We start from the raw sequence: 14,850 nt of genomic DNA, 5'->3' as shown, positions 1-14,850 counted from the left end.
CCCGTTAAGACAGAACAACAGCGTCGTCTGTGACCGTCACACGGGTTCAGCGGTAGGCGCGGGCCTGGAGTTCGAAGAGTTCGGCGTAGCGGCCGCCGGCCGCGAGGAGGTCTTCGTGGGTGCCGACCTCTTCGACGCGGCCGCGGTGCATGACGACGATCAGGTCCGCCATCCGCACGGTCGAGAACCGGTGGGACACCAGGACGGTGATCCCGCCGGTCTCGGTCGCGGCGATCTTCGCGGCGGACGCGTACTGCTCGTAGAGCCGGTGCTCGGCCTCCGGGTCGAGGGCCGCGGTCGGCTCGTCGAGCAGCAGGAGCAGCGGGCGTTCGCGCATGAACGCCCGTGCGAGCGCCAGCCGCTGCCACTGCCCACCGGACAGCTCGACCCCGTCCGTGAACTTCTTGCCCAGTTGGGAATCCAGACCGCGTGGCAGCCCGGCGATCACCGACTCGGCATCACCTCGCACGACGGCCGTCCGTACGGCGTCCTCGTCCGACGCCCGCTCGATGTCGCCGATCCCGACGACCTCCCGCGCGGTGAACTCGAACTTCACGAAGTCCTGGAAACCCGCCGACAGCTGCGACCGCCACGCGTCCGGCTGAACCGTCGCGAGGTCCACGCCGTCGACGAGGATCTGGCCGGTCGTCGGGTCGTACATCCGGGCGAGGAGCTTGACCAACGTCGTCTTGCCGGCGCCGTTCTCCCCCACCAGCGCGACCGCCGACCCGGCCGGCACGCTGAGGTTCAGATCGCTCAGGACCGCGGAGTCCGAACCAGGATAGGAGAATCCGACGTTCCGCAACTCGATGCCGGTCGTGATCCGCTCGGGCGCCGACGTGACACTGGACCGCCACGAGTTCTGCTTCGCGTACTCGCGCAGCCAGTCGTACCGCCCGAAGCTGCGCACGACCTCACCGACCCAGTAAACGTTCTGCGCGATACCGCCGGTCATCTGATCCACCTGCGGCGCCAGCAGCAGGACAAGTACGACGTCTCCCGCGGACGCCTGCCCGTTCCGCGCCCGCGCGACGACCCAGACGATCGCCGCGGCGTACGCGAGACCGAAGGCGAGCCGCACCGAGCCGTCCACCTTCCCGCCCCAGCGCGCGGCCTCGACCCGGCGGTCGAACCGCTGCGTCTGCAACGTGAAGATCCTGTCCAACAAGACCTTTCCGAGCCCGAACACGCGCAACTCCAGACCGGTCCGCGGATCCTTCGCCACCTCGATCAACCGGTCGACGAGCCGCTCCTGCGGCATCGACTCCTCCCACGCCTTGCTCTGCCGCGTGCTGCTCAGGTACGCCGACCAGATCCGCGCACCGCCCAGCAACGGAAGCACGAGCAGCAGCGGATGCACCGATCCGAGCAACGTGAGCACGGTCGCGGTGTTCGTCACCGTGGCGAACGCCCACAGCAGCACCTCGGCGCCGACCCCCATCCGCCACGCCTTCTCGCGCACCAGCTCGAGTCGGTCCGCGACATCGGGCCGCTCGTGATGCGACAACCCGGGGATCCCCGTCGTCACATCGAGCAGGTCGGCGTGCACCCGGCCCGCCATCCGCTCCTGCGCGGTGTCCTGCAGCGGCCACCCGAGGCCGTCCGCGACGAACGACACCGCGAGGCCGCCGACGATGATGGCGATGCCCAGCGCGATCGTGCTCGACGTGTCCGACGCGATCCCGTCGACCAGCCGACTCACGCCGTACGTCTGGGTCGGTGCAGTGATCGCGCGGGCCGCAACCAGCACGGTCGAGATCGCCATCAGCCCGGGCGCGGCCCGGAAGGACGTGGACAGCCACAGCCAGAGGATCCGCAGGCTACGCATCGACAACCTCCGGCCCCGTCACGTACCGCTCGGCCTGGAGCCGGAACATCCCGGCATACTCGCCGTCCTGCGCCAGCAGCTCCTCGTGTGTGCCGTCCTCGACGATCCGGCCGTCGGACAGCACACAGATCCGGTCCGCGTTGCGCACCACCGAGAACCGGTGCGAGATGATCAGCGACGCCACCCCGGAGGTCAGCTCCAGGTAGCGCTCGACCAGCTCGGCCTCGGCCCGTACGTCGAGCGCCGCGGCCGGCTCGTCCAGCACCAGAACGCCTGCTCCCGCATGCACCGCGAACAACGCCCGAGCCAGAGCGACCCGCTGCCACTCACCACCGGACAGGTCGACGCCGCCGTCGAACGTCTTGTCCAGCACGGTGTCCCAGCCCTTCGGCAGCCGACGTACGACCTCGTCGATCCCGGACTCGCGCGCGACCCTGGCCAGCGTGAGCTCGTCACCCGCGCGCTCGACCGCGCCGAACACGACGTTGTCCGTCACCGACAGCGGGAACCGCAGGAAGTCCTGCACGATCGCCGCCACCCGCCGCTGCCACACGGCCAGGTCCAGGTCCGCGAGATCGACCCCGTCGACGAGAATCCGCCCGCTCGTCGGCTTGTACGCACCACCGAGCAGCTTCACCAGCGTGGACTTGCCCGCACCGTTGACCCCGACGAGTGCGAGCGCTTCCCGGGCGCGGATCGTGAGGTCGAGGTCACGCAGTACGGCGACCTCCGAGCCCGGGTAGTGGAAGCTCACCTTCTCGAACGTGATCTCGCGAGCCGGCATCGTCTCGATCCGATGCTTCGTGGTCACGGCCGGCTCCGGGTGCCGCTCGTCGATCGTTGCGCTGAGATCCCGCATCGCGCGGTACGCCGACAGTCCGCGGCGTACCTGCGCCACGCCGTACCCATTGTTCGCCTGACCGATCGCGAGGATCGCGGGCAGCGTGGTCGCGACCTGTGTGAGCGGGAGCGTTCCGTTGTAGGCGGCGCGACCGACGGCGAGGATCGCGACGCCGTTCGCGATCAGATGGACGCCGCCGATCAGCAAGGACCACTTCGCGTTCCGCCGGCGGCGTGCCCAGACCGGGCGGTAGCCGGCCGTCCATTCGCGGACATACCGCTCCACGAGCCAGTTGTGCAGACCGAACACGCGCAACTCTTTCGGCGCGTCACGCATACCCAAGTTGAAGAGGTAGTTCGCCCGGCGCTGCTCCTCGGTGTTGCCCCACCAGACGTCGACCTCGCGCTCGATCAGGCGGCCGCCGTACCACTCCAGCAGGATTGTGACCGCGACCAGCATCGCCGCCACCCACCACGCGAACATCACGCCGACGATCACCGCGGAGCCGACCAGCGTCACCCGGCTCGCGATCAACCACGGCAACTGCCCGAGCCCCTGGGCGAGGTGGAAGCCGCCTTTACCTTTCGCGCGCTCCTGCACGTCCAGTACTTCGGAGTCCTCGAGGTGCTCGATCCGGCGGGGTTTGAGCAGCGGCTCGGTGATGCCGGTGCCGATCGCGCGGACCAGGCCGGCGTCCATCACCAGCGACGCGACCTGCTGCACCGCCGGCGTCAGGCTGTCGATGACGAACACCGCGAGCAGTCCGCCCAGCAGCCAGCCGAACTCGCCGATCGGCATCGCGTCCGGGCCGCCGTCGATCACACCTGGAACCGCCCCGACGACCCGGCCGGTCAGCAACGTGACCGCCATCCCCAGCAGCGAACCGAGGACAGCCAGACCCATCGTCAGAAGGGTGCCTCCAGGTGCAACCCGCACTCCGTACCGCAGCAGCGTCAGCACTCGACCGACCGTAGCCGCGACCACCGACAAAACGCACCCGAGTTTCCGGCCAGGCCCGGAAACTCGGTCAGAAAGGGATCAGAGGATGCCGCGATCCGCGAAGGCTTTCTGGACGACGGACGCCTGGCTCGGGCCGTACAGCGACCGCGCGGTCGCCACGGTTCGCTGTGCCGCGGCCGCGAAACTCGTGTCCGGCGCGAATCCGAACTGCGCGTCGACGATGATCCGGTCGGCCACCGCCGGGCCGAGCGCGGTCCGGATCTGGAACAGGGCCTGGGACCAGATCTCCCCGTCCGCGTGCACTTCGCCTTCGACGTCCTCGGGGTAGTGCTTGCCCGCGTCGAGACGGCGCAGGCAGTGCGGCTCGGTCGAGGTGTACGACGTCGCGTCCCAGTCCATTACGCAGGCCAGATCCGCCGCGACGGGTACGCCGTACTGCTTCGCCACCCAGTCGCCCACGGTCACCGCGAAGTAGTCGCCCCATCCTTCACCGATGGAGCCCGCTTCGAGTGACGTCCCGAAGCCGGGAACCTGCGCGTCGTGCACAGCGTGACCGGTCTCGTGGACGATCACCTCGCCGTCCTCGGCGTCGTCCACGCCGCCCTTGCCGAGGGTGATCGTGTCGTGCTTGTCCCAGGAGAACGAGTTGTCCACGCCGTACTGGTCGACCTTGTAGTCCTGGCTTTCCGCGTTCACCGCCGGCAGGTCGCGGCCGAAACCGAGCGACTGCAGGTACTTCTGCGACTGTGTCCCCCAGAAGTACGACATCACCTGCTCGAACTGGTCGTCGTGCCGGTCGTAGAAGTAGGTGCCGTTCGTGGTGTACGCCGGAGTGCCGGTGGTGCTCTTCACGTTCGCCCAGGTGCCGTTCAAGTATCCCGAGCCGTCCAGGTCGGTCAGCGTCACCTCGTAGTAGGCGCCGCGCGGAACGGCCGTCGCCGAATCCTTCTGGTCCGTGAGCGCCTGATTACCGCTCGACTGGACCGGGTTCGGAATGAACACCAGAGCCTTCGCGGTCGTGGCGCCAGTCGGTGGCTTCGCGTCGGCGGCCGGAGCGGTGAGAGCCGCCAAGGTCAGCACGGCAGCGGAGGTCAGGGCAACAGAGGCCTTCAAGGTCTTCGACCGCATGGCTCGCTCCGGATCGCTCGCAGGAAAATGTTTCCACAAGGTAGATCCTGGCTTGCGGCGGCGGAAGATCTCGTTATCCGACGATGGGCTCCGCGTGTGCTTCGGCGTACCCAGCAGCGGCCAACCGGTCGAGGGTGCGCTGCAGGACTGCGGTGTCCTCGAGGGTCCGGACGTCGGTGATCTTGCCCCACTTGATCCGCAGGAACTGGTGCACGACGTTCTCGTACGTCGACCCGTCCACGACGTTCACGTGCACGGTGACCGCGGTCGCGACCTGCGTGTTCCACGGCCAGCCGGCGACCAGCACGTCCTGCACCTCGAACTGCGTCCCCGGCAGCAGCCGGAAGCAGCGCTCCCACCAGCGCCGTAGCGCCTCGTGCGTACGCCGCTCACCGCCGAGCGCGTGATCTCCGTAGAACCGGTACGTGAACGACGGCGCCATCCCGGCCACCATCGCCTCCCAGTTGCCCGAACTGATCTGCGTGAACGCGTTCCGCACCTGCCGCGCCACGATCCAGTGGTAGATCCCCATGTCGCCACCGTAGCCATAGTGAGTTCAATGACGCAACTGACTACACTCGAGGGCATGCGGAACACCAGCTTCGCCTCGATGCACTGCTCGCTCGCCCAGTCCCTCGAGCTGATCGGCGACTGGTGGACGCCCTTGGTGCTGCGCGATCTCTACCTGGGCCTGCACCGCTTCGACCAGTTCGTCACGGACCTCGGTATCTCCCGCAACCTACTCACCGACCGGCTCGCCACGCTCGTCGACGGCGGCCTGGTACGACGTACGCCGTACCAGCAGAACCCGGTGCGCTACAGCTACGAGCTGACCGACGCGGGTCAGGAGCTCGTGCCGATCCTGATGGCGCTCACCGCCTGGGGCGACCGCTGGGCGACTCCCCCGGCAGGTCAGCCGATCCGGTTCACCCACACGACCTGCGGCAAGGTCACGACCCCGACGGTCTCCTGCTCGGAGTGCGGTGAGGCGTTGGAGATGGGCGACGTCGAGCCGTCGCCGGGTCCGGGCGGGCGGACTGCGCCCGGTACGGCGTTGATCGCGAGCGTCCTAGGACTCGAGCCGAAGGCGTAGCAACTCGGCGAGCGGCATCGACTCGCCGTCACGGGCGCCCTGACCGACGACGAGCGGCGGGTCCGACGGCAGCACGCGGACGCCGGCGACGCGGGACTTGAGGCTGGCGGGTACGCCGAGGATGTAGAAGTTCCCGTCGACGTCCACGGCGAGCGAGCGGTTGCGGCGCAGGTACCACCCGATGAGATCGGTGCGGTAGCTGGCGTTCGAACCGATCACCTGAGCACGCAGCGGCTCGGGCTCGACGCCGCGCTCCTTCAGGGTCTCGATGAAGCCGGCCAGCAACTCCCGCGCCTGAGCACTCTCGGACGCCTTCTTGCGCTCCAGCGCGGCTGCATGCTCGACCGCCGCCTGCCGTCGCTCCTCCCGCCAGCTCGTCACCCCCTCACCCTACGGTCAGTCGACGCACAGGCAGAACGGGTGTCCAGCGGGGTCGAGGAAGACGCGGAACGACGTACCGGGCTGGTGGTCAGGTTTGGTCGCGCCGAGCGCGAGTACTTCGGGCTCCGCCGCGTCGAGGTCCTCCACCATGACGTCGAGGTGCAACTGCTGCGGAACGTCCTGACTCGGCCACGACGGCGCCTTGAAGTCCTTCACCTGCTGGAACGAGATGCAGTTGCCCCCGTCCTCCGGGCGGATGTCGGCCCAGTCGTCGCGGGCCTCCACCTTCCAGCCCAGCAACTCACCGTAGAACTGGCTCAGGACGGCAGCGTCCGGGCAGTCCAGCACGAAACTCGGGTACTTAGCGATAGCCATAGCTCGCACCCTAGTAGGCATTGCGGACAGTTTACGTCCGGTTAACCGGCCGAGTTTCCGACGAGTGTCTTCCAGGCGCGATCGAGTCCTGCGGCGAGGCAGCCCGCCACCACTGTCTCGGTACCGAGCACGCTCGCCTTCACCTCCGGCATCACCGGGGCAAGCTGACGCAGCTGTTTGGTGACGGCTTCGAGGAAGCCCGGCGCCTGCCCGATACCGCCGCCCAGAACGACGAGATCGGGATCCACGACGGTGATGACCGTGCAGACCGCCTTGGCGACCAGCAACGCCTCCTCGGCGACGACCGCGGCCGCGAGCGGATCACCCCGGACCGCGGCCGCGAACACCTTCTCCGCCGTCGACGCCCCACGGACACCGGCCCGCCGCGCGGCCCGTACGACGGCAGCCGCCGACGCGGACGCATCGAACCCGCCTCGCTTCCGCGCGTCCCGTGGATCGCTGCCGCTGCCCTCGGTGAACGGCAGGTACCCGATCTCCCCCGCCACACCATGCGACCCGTGCCGCAGCTTGCCGTCGAGCACCAGGCCCATACCGATACCGGTACCGACCGAGACGAATGCGAAGCTGTCAACGTCCCGCCCATGCCCGTGCGCACGCTCCGCGATGGCCGCCGCGTCCACATCGTTCTCGATCATCAGCGTCGGTCCGAAACGCTCACGCAGCGCAGCCAGGGTCGCCGGCGAATCCCAGCCGGACAGCCGGCCGGTCAGCGTCAGCGCATCGAGCCGGGGATCGTAGACACCGGGGCTGCCGAGCACGGTCTGGGTGAGTTGCGTGACCTCGATGCCGGCCTCGGCCGCGAGTGTCGCCGTCAGATCCACGAGCTCCTGGATGCGGGCCATCGCGTCACCCGCCTTGGTCCGCACACTCAACCGCGAGCGCACCGTCCCCGCGAGATCCGCGATCCCACCACGCAGGTACTCGCGCCCAACGTCGAGTCCAAGCACGAACCCCGCCTCGGGCCGCACCTCGTACAGACTGGCCGCCGGCCCGGGTACGCCGGTGCGCTGTCCCGTCACGTGCACGAGACCGGTCCGCTCCAGCGAGCTCAGCGCCGCGGACACGGTCGGCTTCGACAGACCGGTGAGCCCGGCGAGCTCGGTACGTGAGATCGGCCCGGACCGCCGGATGTGGTCGAGCAGCACCTGCTCGTTGATCTCGCGGATCAGCTGCGGGCGCGCAGCCGCGGCGCCTCCGGCAACACCCCCGGCAATAACCGTCACGCCGAACCCCCTCGCTCGCTAACAACTCGGACAACTCGGCCAACAAGTTCTGCCGATCCCTTGTGGTGCCGCTGATAGTTAAGTTAGTTTCCTATCGATTCTATTGGTCGGGGCGAGGAGGTGCCACCCCGTGGTTTCGACACCCGCCGTCCTCGGGCTGGACTTCGGCGGCACGAAGATCGCCGCCGCCGTCGGGGACCTGTCCGGTCGCCGCCTCGGCGCGACGACCATCGAGAGCCGGGACGGCGCCGGAGCCGCGGAGGCCATGACCCGCTGCCTGACAGCGGCGCGTGAACTCCTCGCGGAGGTGGCGCCGGATCACGAGCTGGCCGGTGTCGGCGCGGCGACGCTCGGCATCCCGTACGACGACCGCGTGGAACTGGCGCCGACCTTTCCCGGCTGGGGCGAGCTCCCCTTCGGGCGCTTGATCCGGGACGCGTTTCCCGGCGTACCGGTGCGGCTGGCGACCGACGTCAAGGCGGCCGCGGCGGCCGAACTGCGCTGGGGTGCGCTGACCGGTTGCGACCCGGGGCTCTACGTCAATCTCGGCACCGGTCTCGCGGTCGCGATCGTTGCCGGCGGCACCGTGATCACCGGCGCGCACGGAGCGTCCGGCGAGATCGGCTACAACCTGCGCTCCCCCGCCGACGTGTACGTCGCCGGCGACGAGCGCACGATCCTGGAACACGTCGTCAGCGGCCAGGCGCTCGAGACCACCGGGACCGCCCGGCTCGGGCGACCGGTCACGGCCGCCGACGTCTTCACGATGGCGCGGACCCACCCGGACGCCGCCGTCCTCACCGACGAGTTCGTCCGGGAACTGGCCACGCATCTGGCCAACCTGGCCATCGCCGTCGATCCGTCCCGGATCGTCGTCGGCGGCGGGCTGGTCCGGTCCTGGGACCAGCTCGAACCCGGCCTGCGTCGCGCCCTCGACGCGGCCGTCCCGTTTCCGCCGGAACTCTCGGTGGCACGGTTTCCCACGGACGCACCGCTGATCGGGGCGCTGGCCCTCGGCATCGAGGCCGCAGGAGTCGACCTCGGCGCCCAAGCATTCGCATGAGCAGGATTCCAGTAGCGAAAGGCAGAAGACGATGAGGGGCATCACACGCATCGCCGTCGCCGCCTTGGCGGTCGGCGCACTGACCGCCGGGTGTGGCGGTGGGGACAAGCCGATCGGGGACGCGGCAAAGTCCAACCCGTCGTCGTCGGCGAGCAGCGGCGGCAGCACCGGGCAGTACAAGAAGGGCGGCACCGTCACGATCGCCAATGTCGGCGGGCAGACCTGGCCGTGCCAGTTCAACCCGTTCAACCCGGCGGTCAACCAGGTCGCGCTCGGGTTCGTCTACGAGCCGCTGACGTTCGTCAACGTGCTGAAGGCCGGCGCCACCACGCCGATGCTGGCCACCGCGTTCACCTGGTCGCCGAACAAGGACTCGATCGTCTTCACGATCCGCGACGGCGTGAAGTGGAGCGACGGGCAGCCGTTCACCGCCGACGACGTCGTCTACACCTTCACCCGGATGAAGGAGCAGCCCGCGCTCGACCTCTACTCGCTGTGGACCGGCGCAGGCCTGACCAGCGTGACGGCCGCCGGCAACAAGGTCACGCTGAAGTTCAAGGCCGCCGCCGAGCCGTACTTCTTCAACTTCGCCAACCAGGTCGGCATCGTGCCCAAGCACGTCTGGTCCGCCGGCGACGCCGCGGCGAAGCCGGCCACCTGGGCCAACCCGAAGCCGGTCGGCACCGGGCCGTTCACGGTCGAGTCCTGCAGCGGCAACAACATCTCGTACGTCGCCAACGGCAACTACTGGCAGCCCGGCAAGCCGTACGTCGAGAAGGTCCAGTACCCGGCGTACCTGGACAACAACCCGGCGAACCTCGACCTGGCCAGCGGCAAGGCGCAGTGGGGCGGTCAGTACATCCCGAACATCGAGAACTTCTACAAGGCGAAGTCGCCGCAGAACAACTACTGGTTCCCGCCGACCGCGAACGTCGCCCTGGTCCCGAACAACGACCCGTCCCGTCCGGCGACCAGCAAGCTCGAGGTCCGGCAGGCGATCGCGTACGCGCTCGACCGCGAGCAGATCTCCAAGATCGGAGAGAGCGGGTACCAGCCGGCCGCGAACCAGACCGGTGTCGTCACACCGACGTTCGACAAGTACTTCGACAAGGACGCGCTGACGACCGCCGGGTACGACAAGCCGAACCCGGACAAGGCCAAGCAGCTCTTGCAGACCGCCGGGTACTCCGAGTCGAACCCGCTGAAGCTGAACGTCATCACGGTCACCGGCTACACCGACTGGGACGCGTCGCTGGCGGTCGTGAAGCAGCAACTGCAGAAGGTCGGGATCGAGCTGACGATCCAGGACCTGCAGCAGCAGTCGTACAACCAGAAGCTGTACACCGGTGACTACGACCTCGCGTACTCCAGCCTGTCCGGCGGGCCCTCGCCGTACTACGAGCTGCGGCAGCTGCTCTACTCCAAGAACTCCGCGCCGGTCGGCAAGCAGGCGAACAGCAACTACTCGCGGTACATGAAGCCCGAGGTGGACAAGCTGTTCGACCAGTACGCGAGCGCGGACCCGGACACGCAGGTCAAGCTGATCAAGCAGATCTCGTCGTACATGATCAAGGACGTGCCGATCATCCCGACCACCGAGTCGGTCGACTGGTACCAGTACAACACCAAGGACCTGGAGGGCTGGCCGACGCAGGACAACCCGTACGCGCAGCCGGCGCCGTACAACATCCCGGATGTCGGTCAGGTCCTGACCAACCTGTACTCGAAGTCCGCCCAGAAGTAAGGGATTGCTAAGCGTGAGCGCGAGGAGCTGGTAGGAGTGCGATACCTGATACGACGCCTCGGGTTCTTCGTGCTCACGCTGTGGGCGGCGATGACGCTGAACTTCTTCATCCCGCGGATGATGCCGGGCAGCCCGGAGGAGGCGCTCCGGCAGAGGTTCAGCAAGGGCGGTTCGGTGGTGTCACCGGAGCAACTGCGGACCGTGCTGGCCGAGTTCGGCTTCGACCCGGGCAAGAACCTGCTGCTGCAGTACGTCGAGTACCTGAGGTCGATGGTCACCGGGCACTGGGGTGTCTCGATCGGCAGCAGTCTCGGCGTACCGGTGACGACGCTGATCGGCGACGCGTTGCCGTGGACGCTCGGGCTGGTCGGCATCTCGACCGTGCTCGCGTTCATCCTCGGCACGCTGATCGGAACGGTGGCCGGCTGGCGGCGCGGCGGCCTGATCGACGGGATCGTGCCGCCGGTGTTCATCGTCACCTCGGCGCTGCCGTACTTCTGGGTGGCGCTGCTGCTGATCTCGTTGTTTGCGATCGGCAACAACCCGGTCCTGCCGAACGACTTCAACTACGACCAGAGCCTGACGCCCGGGTTCACCGGTGAGTTCGTCTGGAGCGTGATCAAGCACGGCATCCTGCCGGCGAGCACGATCCTGATCACCGCGGTCGGCGGCTGGATCCTGACGATGCGGAACAACATGGTGACCACGCTCGCCGAGGACTACGTCCGGATGGCCCGGGCGAAGGGCATCCCGGGCCGCAAGATCATGTTCGGGTACGCCGGCCGGAACGCTTTCCTGCCGAACCTGTCCGGGTTCGCGATGTCGCTCGGTTTCGTGATCTCCGGAACGATCCTGGTCGAGTACGTCTTCAACTACCCGGGGCTCGGCTACATGTTCTACAACGCCACGGTGAGCACCGACTATCCGTTGCTGCAGGCCCTGTTCCTGCTGGTGACGCTGGCGGTGCTGATCTGTGTCCTGCTCTGCGACTTCGCGGTGTTCCTGCTCGACCCGCGCGCCCGGACGAAGGGGTAACCGACGTGAGCGAGCGTAGCGAGGTCACCATCAAGCTCAGCGCCATGCGCTCATCGGCGCCCGGAGCGAAGCGAGGACGACGATGAGTGCAATTGTTGCCGGCACCGCTGCTCCGGCCCCGAGTGCGACCCGCCGTCCACGCGGTGGTTTGCTGCGGGCGATCCTGCGGAACCGCAAGGCCATGGTCGGTGCAGCGCTGCTGCTCCTGTTCATCCTGCTCGCCGCGTTCCCACATCTGTTCGTGCCCTGGCTGCACGGCGATCCACGCGCGATCGGCGACGTACCGCTGGCGAAACCCTCCGGCGAGCACTGGCTCGGTACGACGGGTCTCGGGCAGGACGTGTACGCCGAGCTGATCTACAGCACCCGGGAGTCGCTGGTGATCGCGGTCGTCGCCGGTCTCGGCGCCACGATCCTGTCGGTGATCATCGGTGTCTCGGCGGCGTACCTCGGCGGGTTCGCGGACGACGGGTTGTCGATGCTGACGGACATCTTCCTGGTGCTCCCGACGTTCCCGCTGATCATCGTGCTGGCGACGTACGCCGGTAAGGGCAACCTGACCGTGATCATCATCGTGCTGATCCTGACCGGGTGGTCGTACGGGGCCAGACAGATGCGGGCGCAGGCGTTGTCGCTGCGGAACCGGGACTTCCTGGAGTCGGCGCGGGTGCGTGGCGAGCGATCGTCGTACATCATCGTGGTCGAGGTGCTGCCGACGATGATCTCGCTGATCGTCGCGAACTTCCTCGGCGCGGCGCTGTACTCCGTGCTCACCGCCGCCGGCCTGCAGTTCCTCGGGCTCGGCGATCCCAACTCGCTGAGCTGGGGCACGATGCTCTACTGGGCGCAGAACCAGGGCGCCCTGGTGAACGGCCTGCCCGCGTGGGCGCTCTCACCGGGTCTCGCGGTCGCGCTGCTCGGTGTGTCGTTCGCCCTGCTCAACTACGCGTTCGACGAGATCAGCAACCCAGCGCTGCGGCCTGTTCGGAGGCGACGTGCCAAGTCTTGATAACCGGCCACTTCTTGAAGTTCGGGACCTGACGGTCGAGTACGACACCGGGGACCGCCCGGTCGTCGCGGTCGACCACGTGGATCTCGACGTCCACGCCGGTGAGTTCGTCGGCGTGGTCGGCGAGTCCGGGTGCGGCAAGTCGACGCTGCTGTTCGCGATCGCGCAGCTGCTCAGCTCGCCCGCCGCGATCACCGGTGGCAGTGTGACGTTCCAGGGCCAGGACCTGGTGGGGATGAGCGAGAAGAAGCTGTCCGCGCTGCGGTGGCGCGACTTCTCCGTCGTGATGCAGAGCGCGATGAACGCGCTCAACCCGGTGAAGAGCATCGGCGCGCAGTTCCGCGACACGATCATGGCCCACGACGAACCGGTGGCCGACGAGCGGCCGGCCGAGGTACTGCGGCTGGTCGGGATCGACCCGATCCACCTGAAGAGCTACCCGCACCAGCTCAGCGGCGGCATGCGGCAGCGGGCGATGATCGCGATGGCGCTGCTGTTCACGCCGGACCTGATCATCATGGACGAGCCGACGTCCGCACTCGACGTGGTCGCGCAACGGTCGCTGATGGTGCAGATCAAGGAACTGCAGAAGCAGCTCGGGTTCGCGGTCATCTTCGTCACGCACGACATGTCGCTGGTCAGTCACTTCTCGGACAAGCTGGTGGTGATGTACGCCGGGCAGGTCGTCGAGTTCGGTGACACGCGCGCAGTGTTCGATCATCCGGAGCATCCGTACAGCGCCGGGCTGCTGGACGCGTTCCCGTCGATCCGCGGACCCAAGGTGCCGTTGACGGGCATCCCTGGCAGTCCGCCGAACCTGGCCGATCCGCCGCCGGGCTGCCGGTTCCAGCCGCGCTGCCCGAAGGCGTTCGAGGACTGCCCGAAGATCGAGCCGGAGCTCTACCAGGTAGGGGCCGTTCAGGCGCGCTGCCTGCTCCATGTCAAGGAACCGGTCCGGGAGCGCACATCATGACGTCAGTAGACGTGAACGAGGCCGGCGTGACCGAGTCCGCCGCCGCGCCGTTGCTTGAGGCAAGGGAACTGACCCGGCACTTCCGGGTCGGGCGGGGCTTCTCGCGGCAGATGCTGCACGCGGTCGACGAGGTGAACTTCACGATCGGGCGGCAGGAGATCGTCGCGCTGGCCGGTGAGAGCGGGAGCGGCAAGAGTACGATCGCGCGACTGCTGGCGGGGGTCTACAAGCCGACGAGCGGCGAGATCTTCTACCAGGGACGGGCAACCTCGACGTACCGCTCCCGGAAGGATCAGCTGTCCTACCGGGGCGACGTACCGATGGTGTTCCAGGATCCGTTCTCGTCGCTGAACCCGGCGTTCCGGGTGAAGCACGGAATCCTGCGGAGCCTGAAGCTGCACCGGCGGGACCTGACGACGAAAGCGCAACGGTTCGAGGAGGCGGAGCGGGTCATCGAGGCCGTGGGCCTGTCGCCGGCCGGCGACGTCATGCACCGGTACCCGTACGAGCTGAGTGGTGGCCAGCGGCAACGGATCGGGTTCGCGCAGGCGCTCGCGCACAAGCCGAAACTGATCCTCGCCGACGAACCGGTGTCGATGCTGGACGTGTCGATCCGGATCGGGCTGCTGAACCTGATGGCGGAACTGCGCCGCTCCGAAGGGGTCTCGTTCCTCTACATCACCCACGACATCGCGAGCGCGCGGTACGTCGCCGACCGGTTGATGATCATGTACGCCGGGCACGTCGTCGAGACCGGTCCGACCGAGTCGGTCCTGCAGAACCCGAAGCACCCGTACACGGACCTGCTCCTCGGCGCCGTCCCCGATCCTCGCGCGCCGCTGAACACGGGCATCGAAGGCGACACCGGCGAACCCCCGAAGGTCATCGACCCCGCACCCGGCTGCCGTTTCCGCTGGCGCTGCCCACTCGCCGTAGACCGCTGCCACTCGGAGACCCCGCTCCTCCGGGTCCTCGGCAAGAACCACGAGGCCGCCTGCCACGTAGCGGAGCCCGACACGAACTGACGCAGCTCCTCGTCCCCCACCTCGGCTTCGGCACGGGCGGTGCGCGCAATGCTCGACGTACTCGACCGAACAGCCAGCCCGGCGGTCGGCCGTCGAGCAGACGACGGGTTATCCCCTCGCGTGGTGGGTTCTCTACTGATATACGAAGGGA

The 14,850-nt window shown here is 67.9% G+C and carries 14 protein-coding genes; 7 read left to right on the top strand and 7 right to left on the bottom strand.

Annotated elements, in window-relative coordinates; all coding sequences use genetic code 11:
* Window positions 1–46: 46 nt before the first annotated feature.
* The 4 genes from EV649_RS20805 to EV649_RS20790 all read right to left on the bottom strand — a co-directional run bounded on the left by EV649_RS20805 (window position 47) and on the right by EV649_RS20790 (window position 5,289).
* Window positions 47–1,828, bottom strand: coding sequence for an ABC transporter ATP-binding protein (locus EV649_RS20805; protein WP_130385224.1), 1,782 nt, complete (start codon window positions 1,826–1,828; stop codon window positions 47–49).
* A complete protein-coding gene (locus EV649_RS20800) occupies window positions 1,821–3,572 on the bottom strand; it encodes an ABC transporter ATP-binding protein (RefSeq protein WP_130385223.1) in 1,752 nt (583 codons plus the stop codon). The genes EV649_RS20805 and EV649_RS20800 overlap by 8 nt, the downstream gene beginning before the upstream one ends.
* Window positions 3,573–3,707: 135 nt before the next feature.
* On the bottom strand, window positions 3,708–4,757 hold the full coding sequence (locus EV649_RS20795) for a M4 family metallopeptidase (RefSeq protein WP_130385222.1): 1,050 nt from the start codon (window positions 4,755–4,757) through the stop codon (window positions 3,708–3,710).
* Window positions 4,758–4,830: 73 nt separating this feature from the next.
* Window positions 4,831–5,289 carry a nuclear transport factor 2 family protein gene (locus EV649_RS20790; protein WP_241998483.1) on the bottom strand — a complete coding sequence of 153 codons (459 nt, stop codon included), beginning with the start codon at window positions 5,287–5,289 and terminating at the stop codon, window positions 4,831–4,833.
* 27 nt (window positions 5,290–5,316) lie between these two features.
* Between EV649_RS20790 and EV649_RS20785 the strand changes: the two genes are divergently transcribed.
* Window positions 5,317–5,850, top strand: a complete 534-nt coding sequence (locus EV649_RS20785) for a helix-turn-helix domain-containing protein (protein WP_241998481.1) — start codon at window positions 5,317–5,319, stop codon at window positions 5,848–5,850.
* Here EV649_RS20785 and EV649_RS20780 read toward each other — a convergent pair.
* From EV649_RS20780 to EV649_RS20770, 3 genes are read right to left on the bottom strand one after another with little or no spacing between them, the layout of a single operon-like run.
* Window positions 5,827–6,231, bottom strand: coding sequence for a hypothetical protein (locus tag EV649_RS20780; protein WP_130385220.1), 405 nt, complete (start codon window positions 6,229–6,231; stop codon window positions 5,827–5,829). The two genes, EV649_RS20785 and EV649_RS20780, sit on opposite strands and share 24 nt — an antisense overlap.
* 15 nt (window positions 6,232–6,246) lie before the next feature.
* Window positions 6,247–6,606 carry a VOC family protein gene (locus EV649_RS20775; protein WP_130385219.1) on the bottom strand — a complete coding sequence of 120 codons (360 nt, stop codon included), beginning with the start codon at window positions 6,604–6,606 and terminating at the stop codon, window positions 6,247–6,249.
* Window positions 6,607–6,647: 41 nt separating this feature from the next.
* Window positions 6,648–7,850, bottom strand: coding sequence for an ROK family transcriptional regulator (locus tag EV649_RS20770; protein ID WP_130385218.1), 1,203 nt, complete (start codon window positions 7,848–7,850; stop codon window positions 6,648–6,650).
* A gap of 130 nt (window positions 7,851–7,980) precedes the next feature.
* Between EV649_RS20770 and EV649_RS20765 the strand changes: the two genes are divergently transcribed.
* From EV649_RS20765 to EV649_RS20740, 6 genes are all read left to right on the top strand, one after another.
* Entirely contained in the window at window positions 7,981–8,913 is a 933-nt protein-coding gene (locus EV649_RS20765) for an ROK family protein (protein WP_130385217.1), read from the top strand.
* A 31-nt stretch (window positions 8,914–8,944) separates the two neighbouring features.
* Window positions 8,945–10,657, top strand: a complete 1,713-nt coding sequence (locus tag EV649_RS20760; protein WP_130385216.1) for an ABC transporter substrate-binding protein — start codon at window positions 8,945–8,947, stop codon at window positions 10,655–10,657.
* 36 nt (window positions 10,658–10,693) lie between these two features.
* Window positions 10,694–11,692, top strand: a complete 999-nt coding sequence (locus tag EV649_RS20755; RefSeq protein WP_130385215.1) for an ABC transporter permease — start codon at window positions 10,694–10,696, stop codon at window positions 11,690–11,692.
* A gap of 82 nt (window positions 11,693–11,774) precedes the next feature.
* Entirely contained in the window at window positions 11,775–12,701 is a 927-nt protein-coding gene (locus EV649_RS20750) for an ABC transporter permease (protein WP_130385214.1), read from the top strand.
* Window positions 12,688–13,674 carry an ABC transporter ATP-binding protein gene (locus tag EV649_RS20745; RefSeq protein ID WP_130385213.1) on the top strand — a complete coding sequence of 329 codons (987 nt, stop codon included), beginning with the start codon at window positions 12,688–12,690 and terminating at the stop codon, window positions 13,672–13,674. Before EV649_RS20750 ends, EV649_RS20745 begins: the two co-directional genes overlap by 14 nt.
* Window positions 13,671–14,699: an ABC transporter ATP-binding protein gene (locus tag EV649_RS20740; RefSeq protein WP_130385212.1), complete on the top strand. Its 1,029-nt coding sequence runs from the start codon at window positions 13,671–13,673 to the stop codon at window positions 14,697–14,699. Before EV649_RS20745 ends, EV649_RS20740 begins: the two co-directional genes overlap by 4 nt.
* The last annotated feature ends 151 nt before the right edge of the window (window positions 14,700–14,850 follow it).

It is taken from the genome of Kribbella sp. VKM Ac-2569, assembly GCF_004216905.1.
Classification (GTDB): domain Bacteria; phylum Actinomycetota; class Actinomycetes; order Propionibacteriales; family Kribbellaceae; genus Kribbella.
Note: the sequence above shows the minus strand (reverse complement) of the source record. Positions and strands in the feature narration are given on the sequence as shown.

What these genes read in the sequence shown, in the direction of transcription:
- EV649_RS20805 (WP_130385224.1), bottom strand. Translation starts at nt 1,828, where the DNA reads ATGCGTAGCCTGCGGATCCTCTGGCTGTGGCTGTCCACGTCCTTCCGG.
- EV649_RS20800 (WP_130385223.1), bottom strand. Translation starts at nt 3,572, where the DNA reads ATGGGTCTGGCTGTCCTCGGTTCGCTGCTGGGGATGGCGGTCACGTTG.
- EV649_RS20795 (WP_130385222.1), bottom strand. Translation starts at nt 4,757, where the DNA reads ATGCGGTCGAAGACCTTGAAGGCCTCTGTTGCCCTGACCTCCGCTGCC.
- EV649_RS20790 (WP_241998483.1), bottom strand. Translation starts at nt 5,289, where the DNA reads ATGGGGATCTACCACTGGATCGTGGCGCGGCAGGTGCGGAACGCGTTC.
- EV649_RS20785 (WP_241998481.1), top strand. Translation starts at nt 5,317, where the DNA reads ATGACGCAACTGACTACACTCGAGGGCATGCGGAACACCAGCTTCGCC.
- EV649_RS20775 (WP_130385219.1), bottom strand. Translation starts at nt 6,606, where the DNA reads ATGGCTATCGCTAAGTACCCGAGTTTCGTGCTGGACTGCCCGGACGCT.
- EV649_RS20760 (WP_130385216.1), top strand. Translation starts at nt 8,945, where the DNA reads ATGAGGGGCATCACACGCATCGCCGTCGCCGCCTTGGCGGTCGGCGCA.
- EV649_RS20750 (WP_130385214.1), top strand. Translation starts at nt 11,775, where the DNA reads ATGAGTGCAATTGTTGCCGGCACCGCTGCTCCGGCCCCGAGTGCGACC.
- EV649_RS20740 (WP_130385212.1), top strand. Translation starts at nt 13,671, where the DNA reads ATGACGTCAGTAGACGTGAACGAGGCCGGCGTGACCGAGTCCGCCGCC.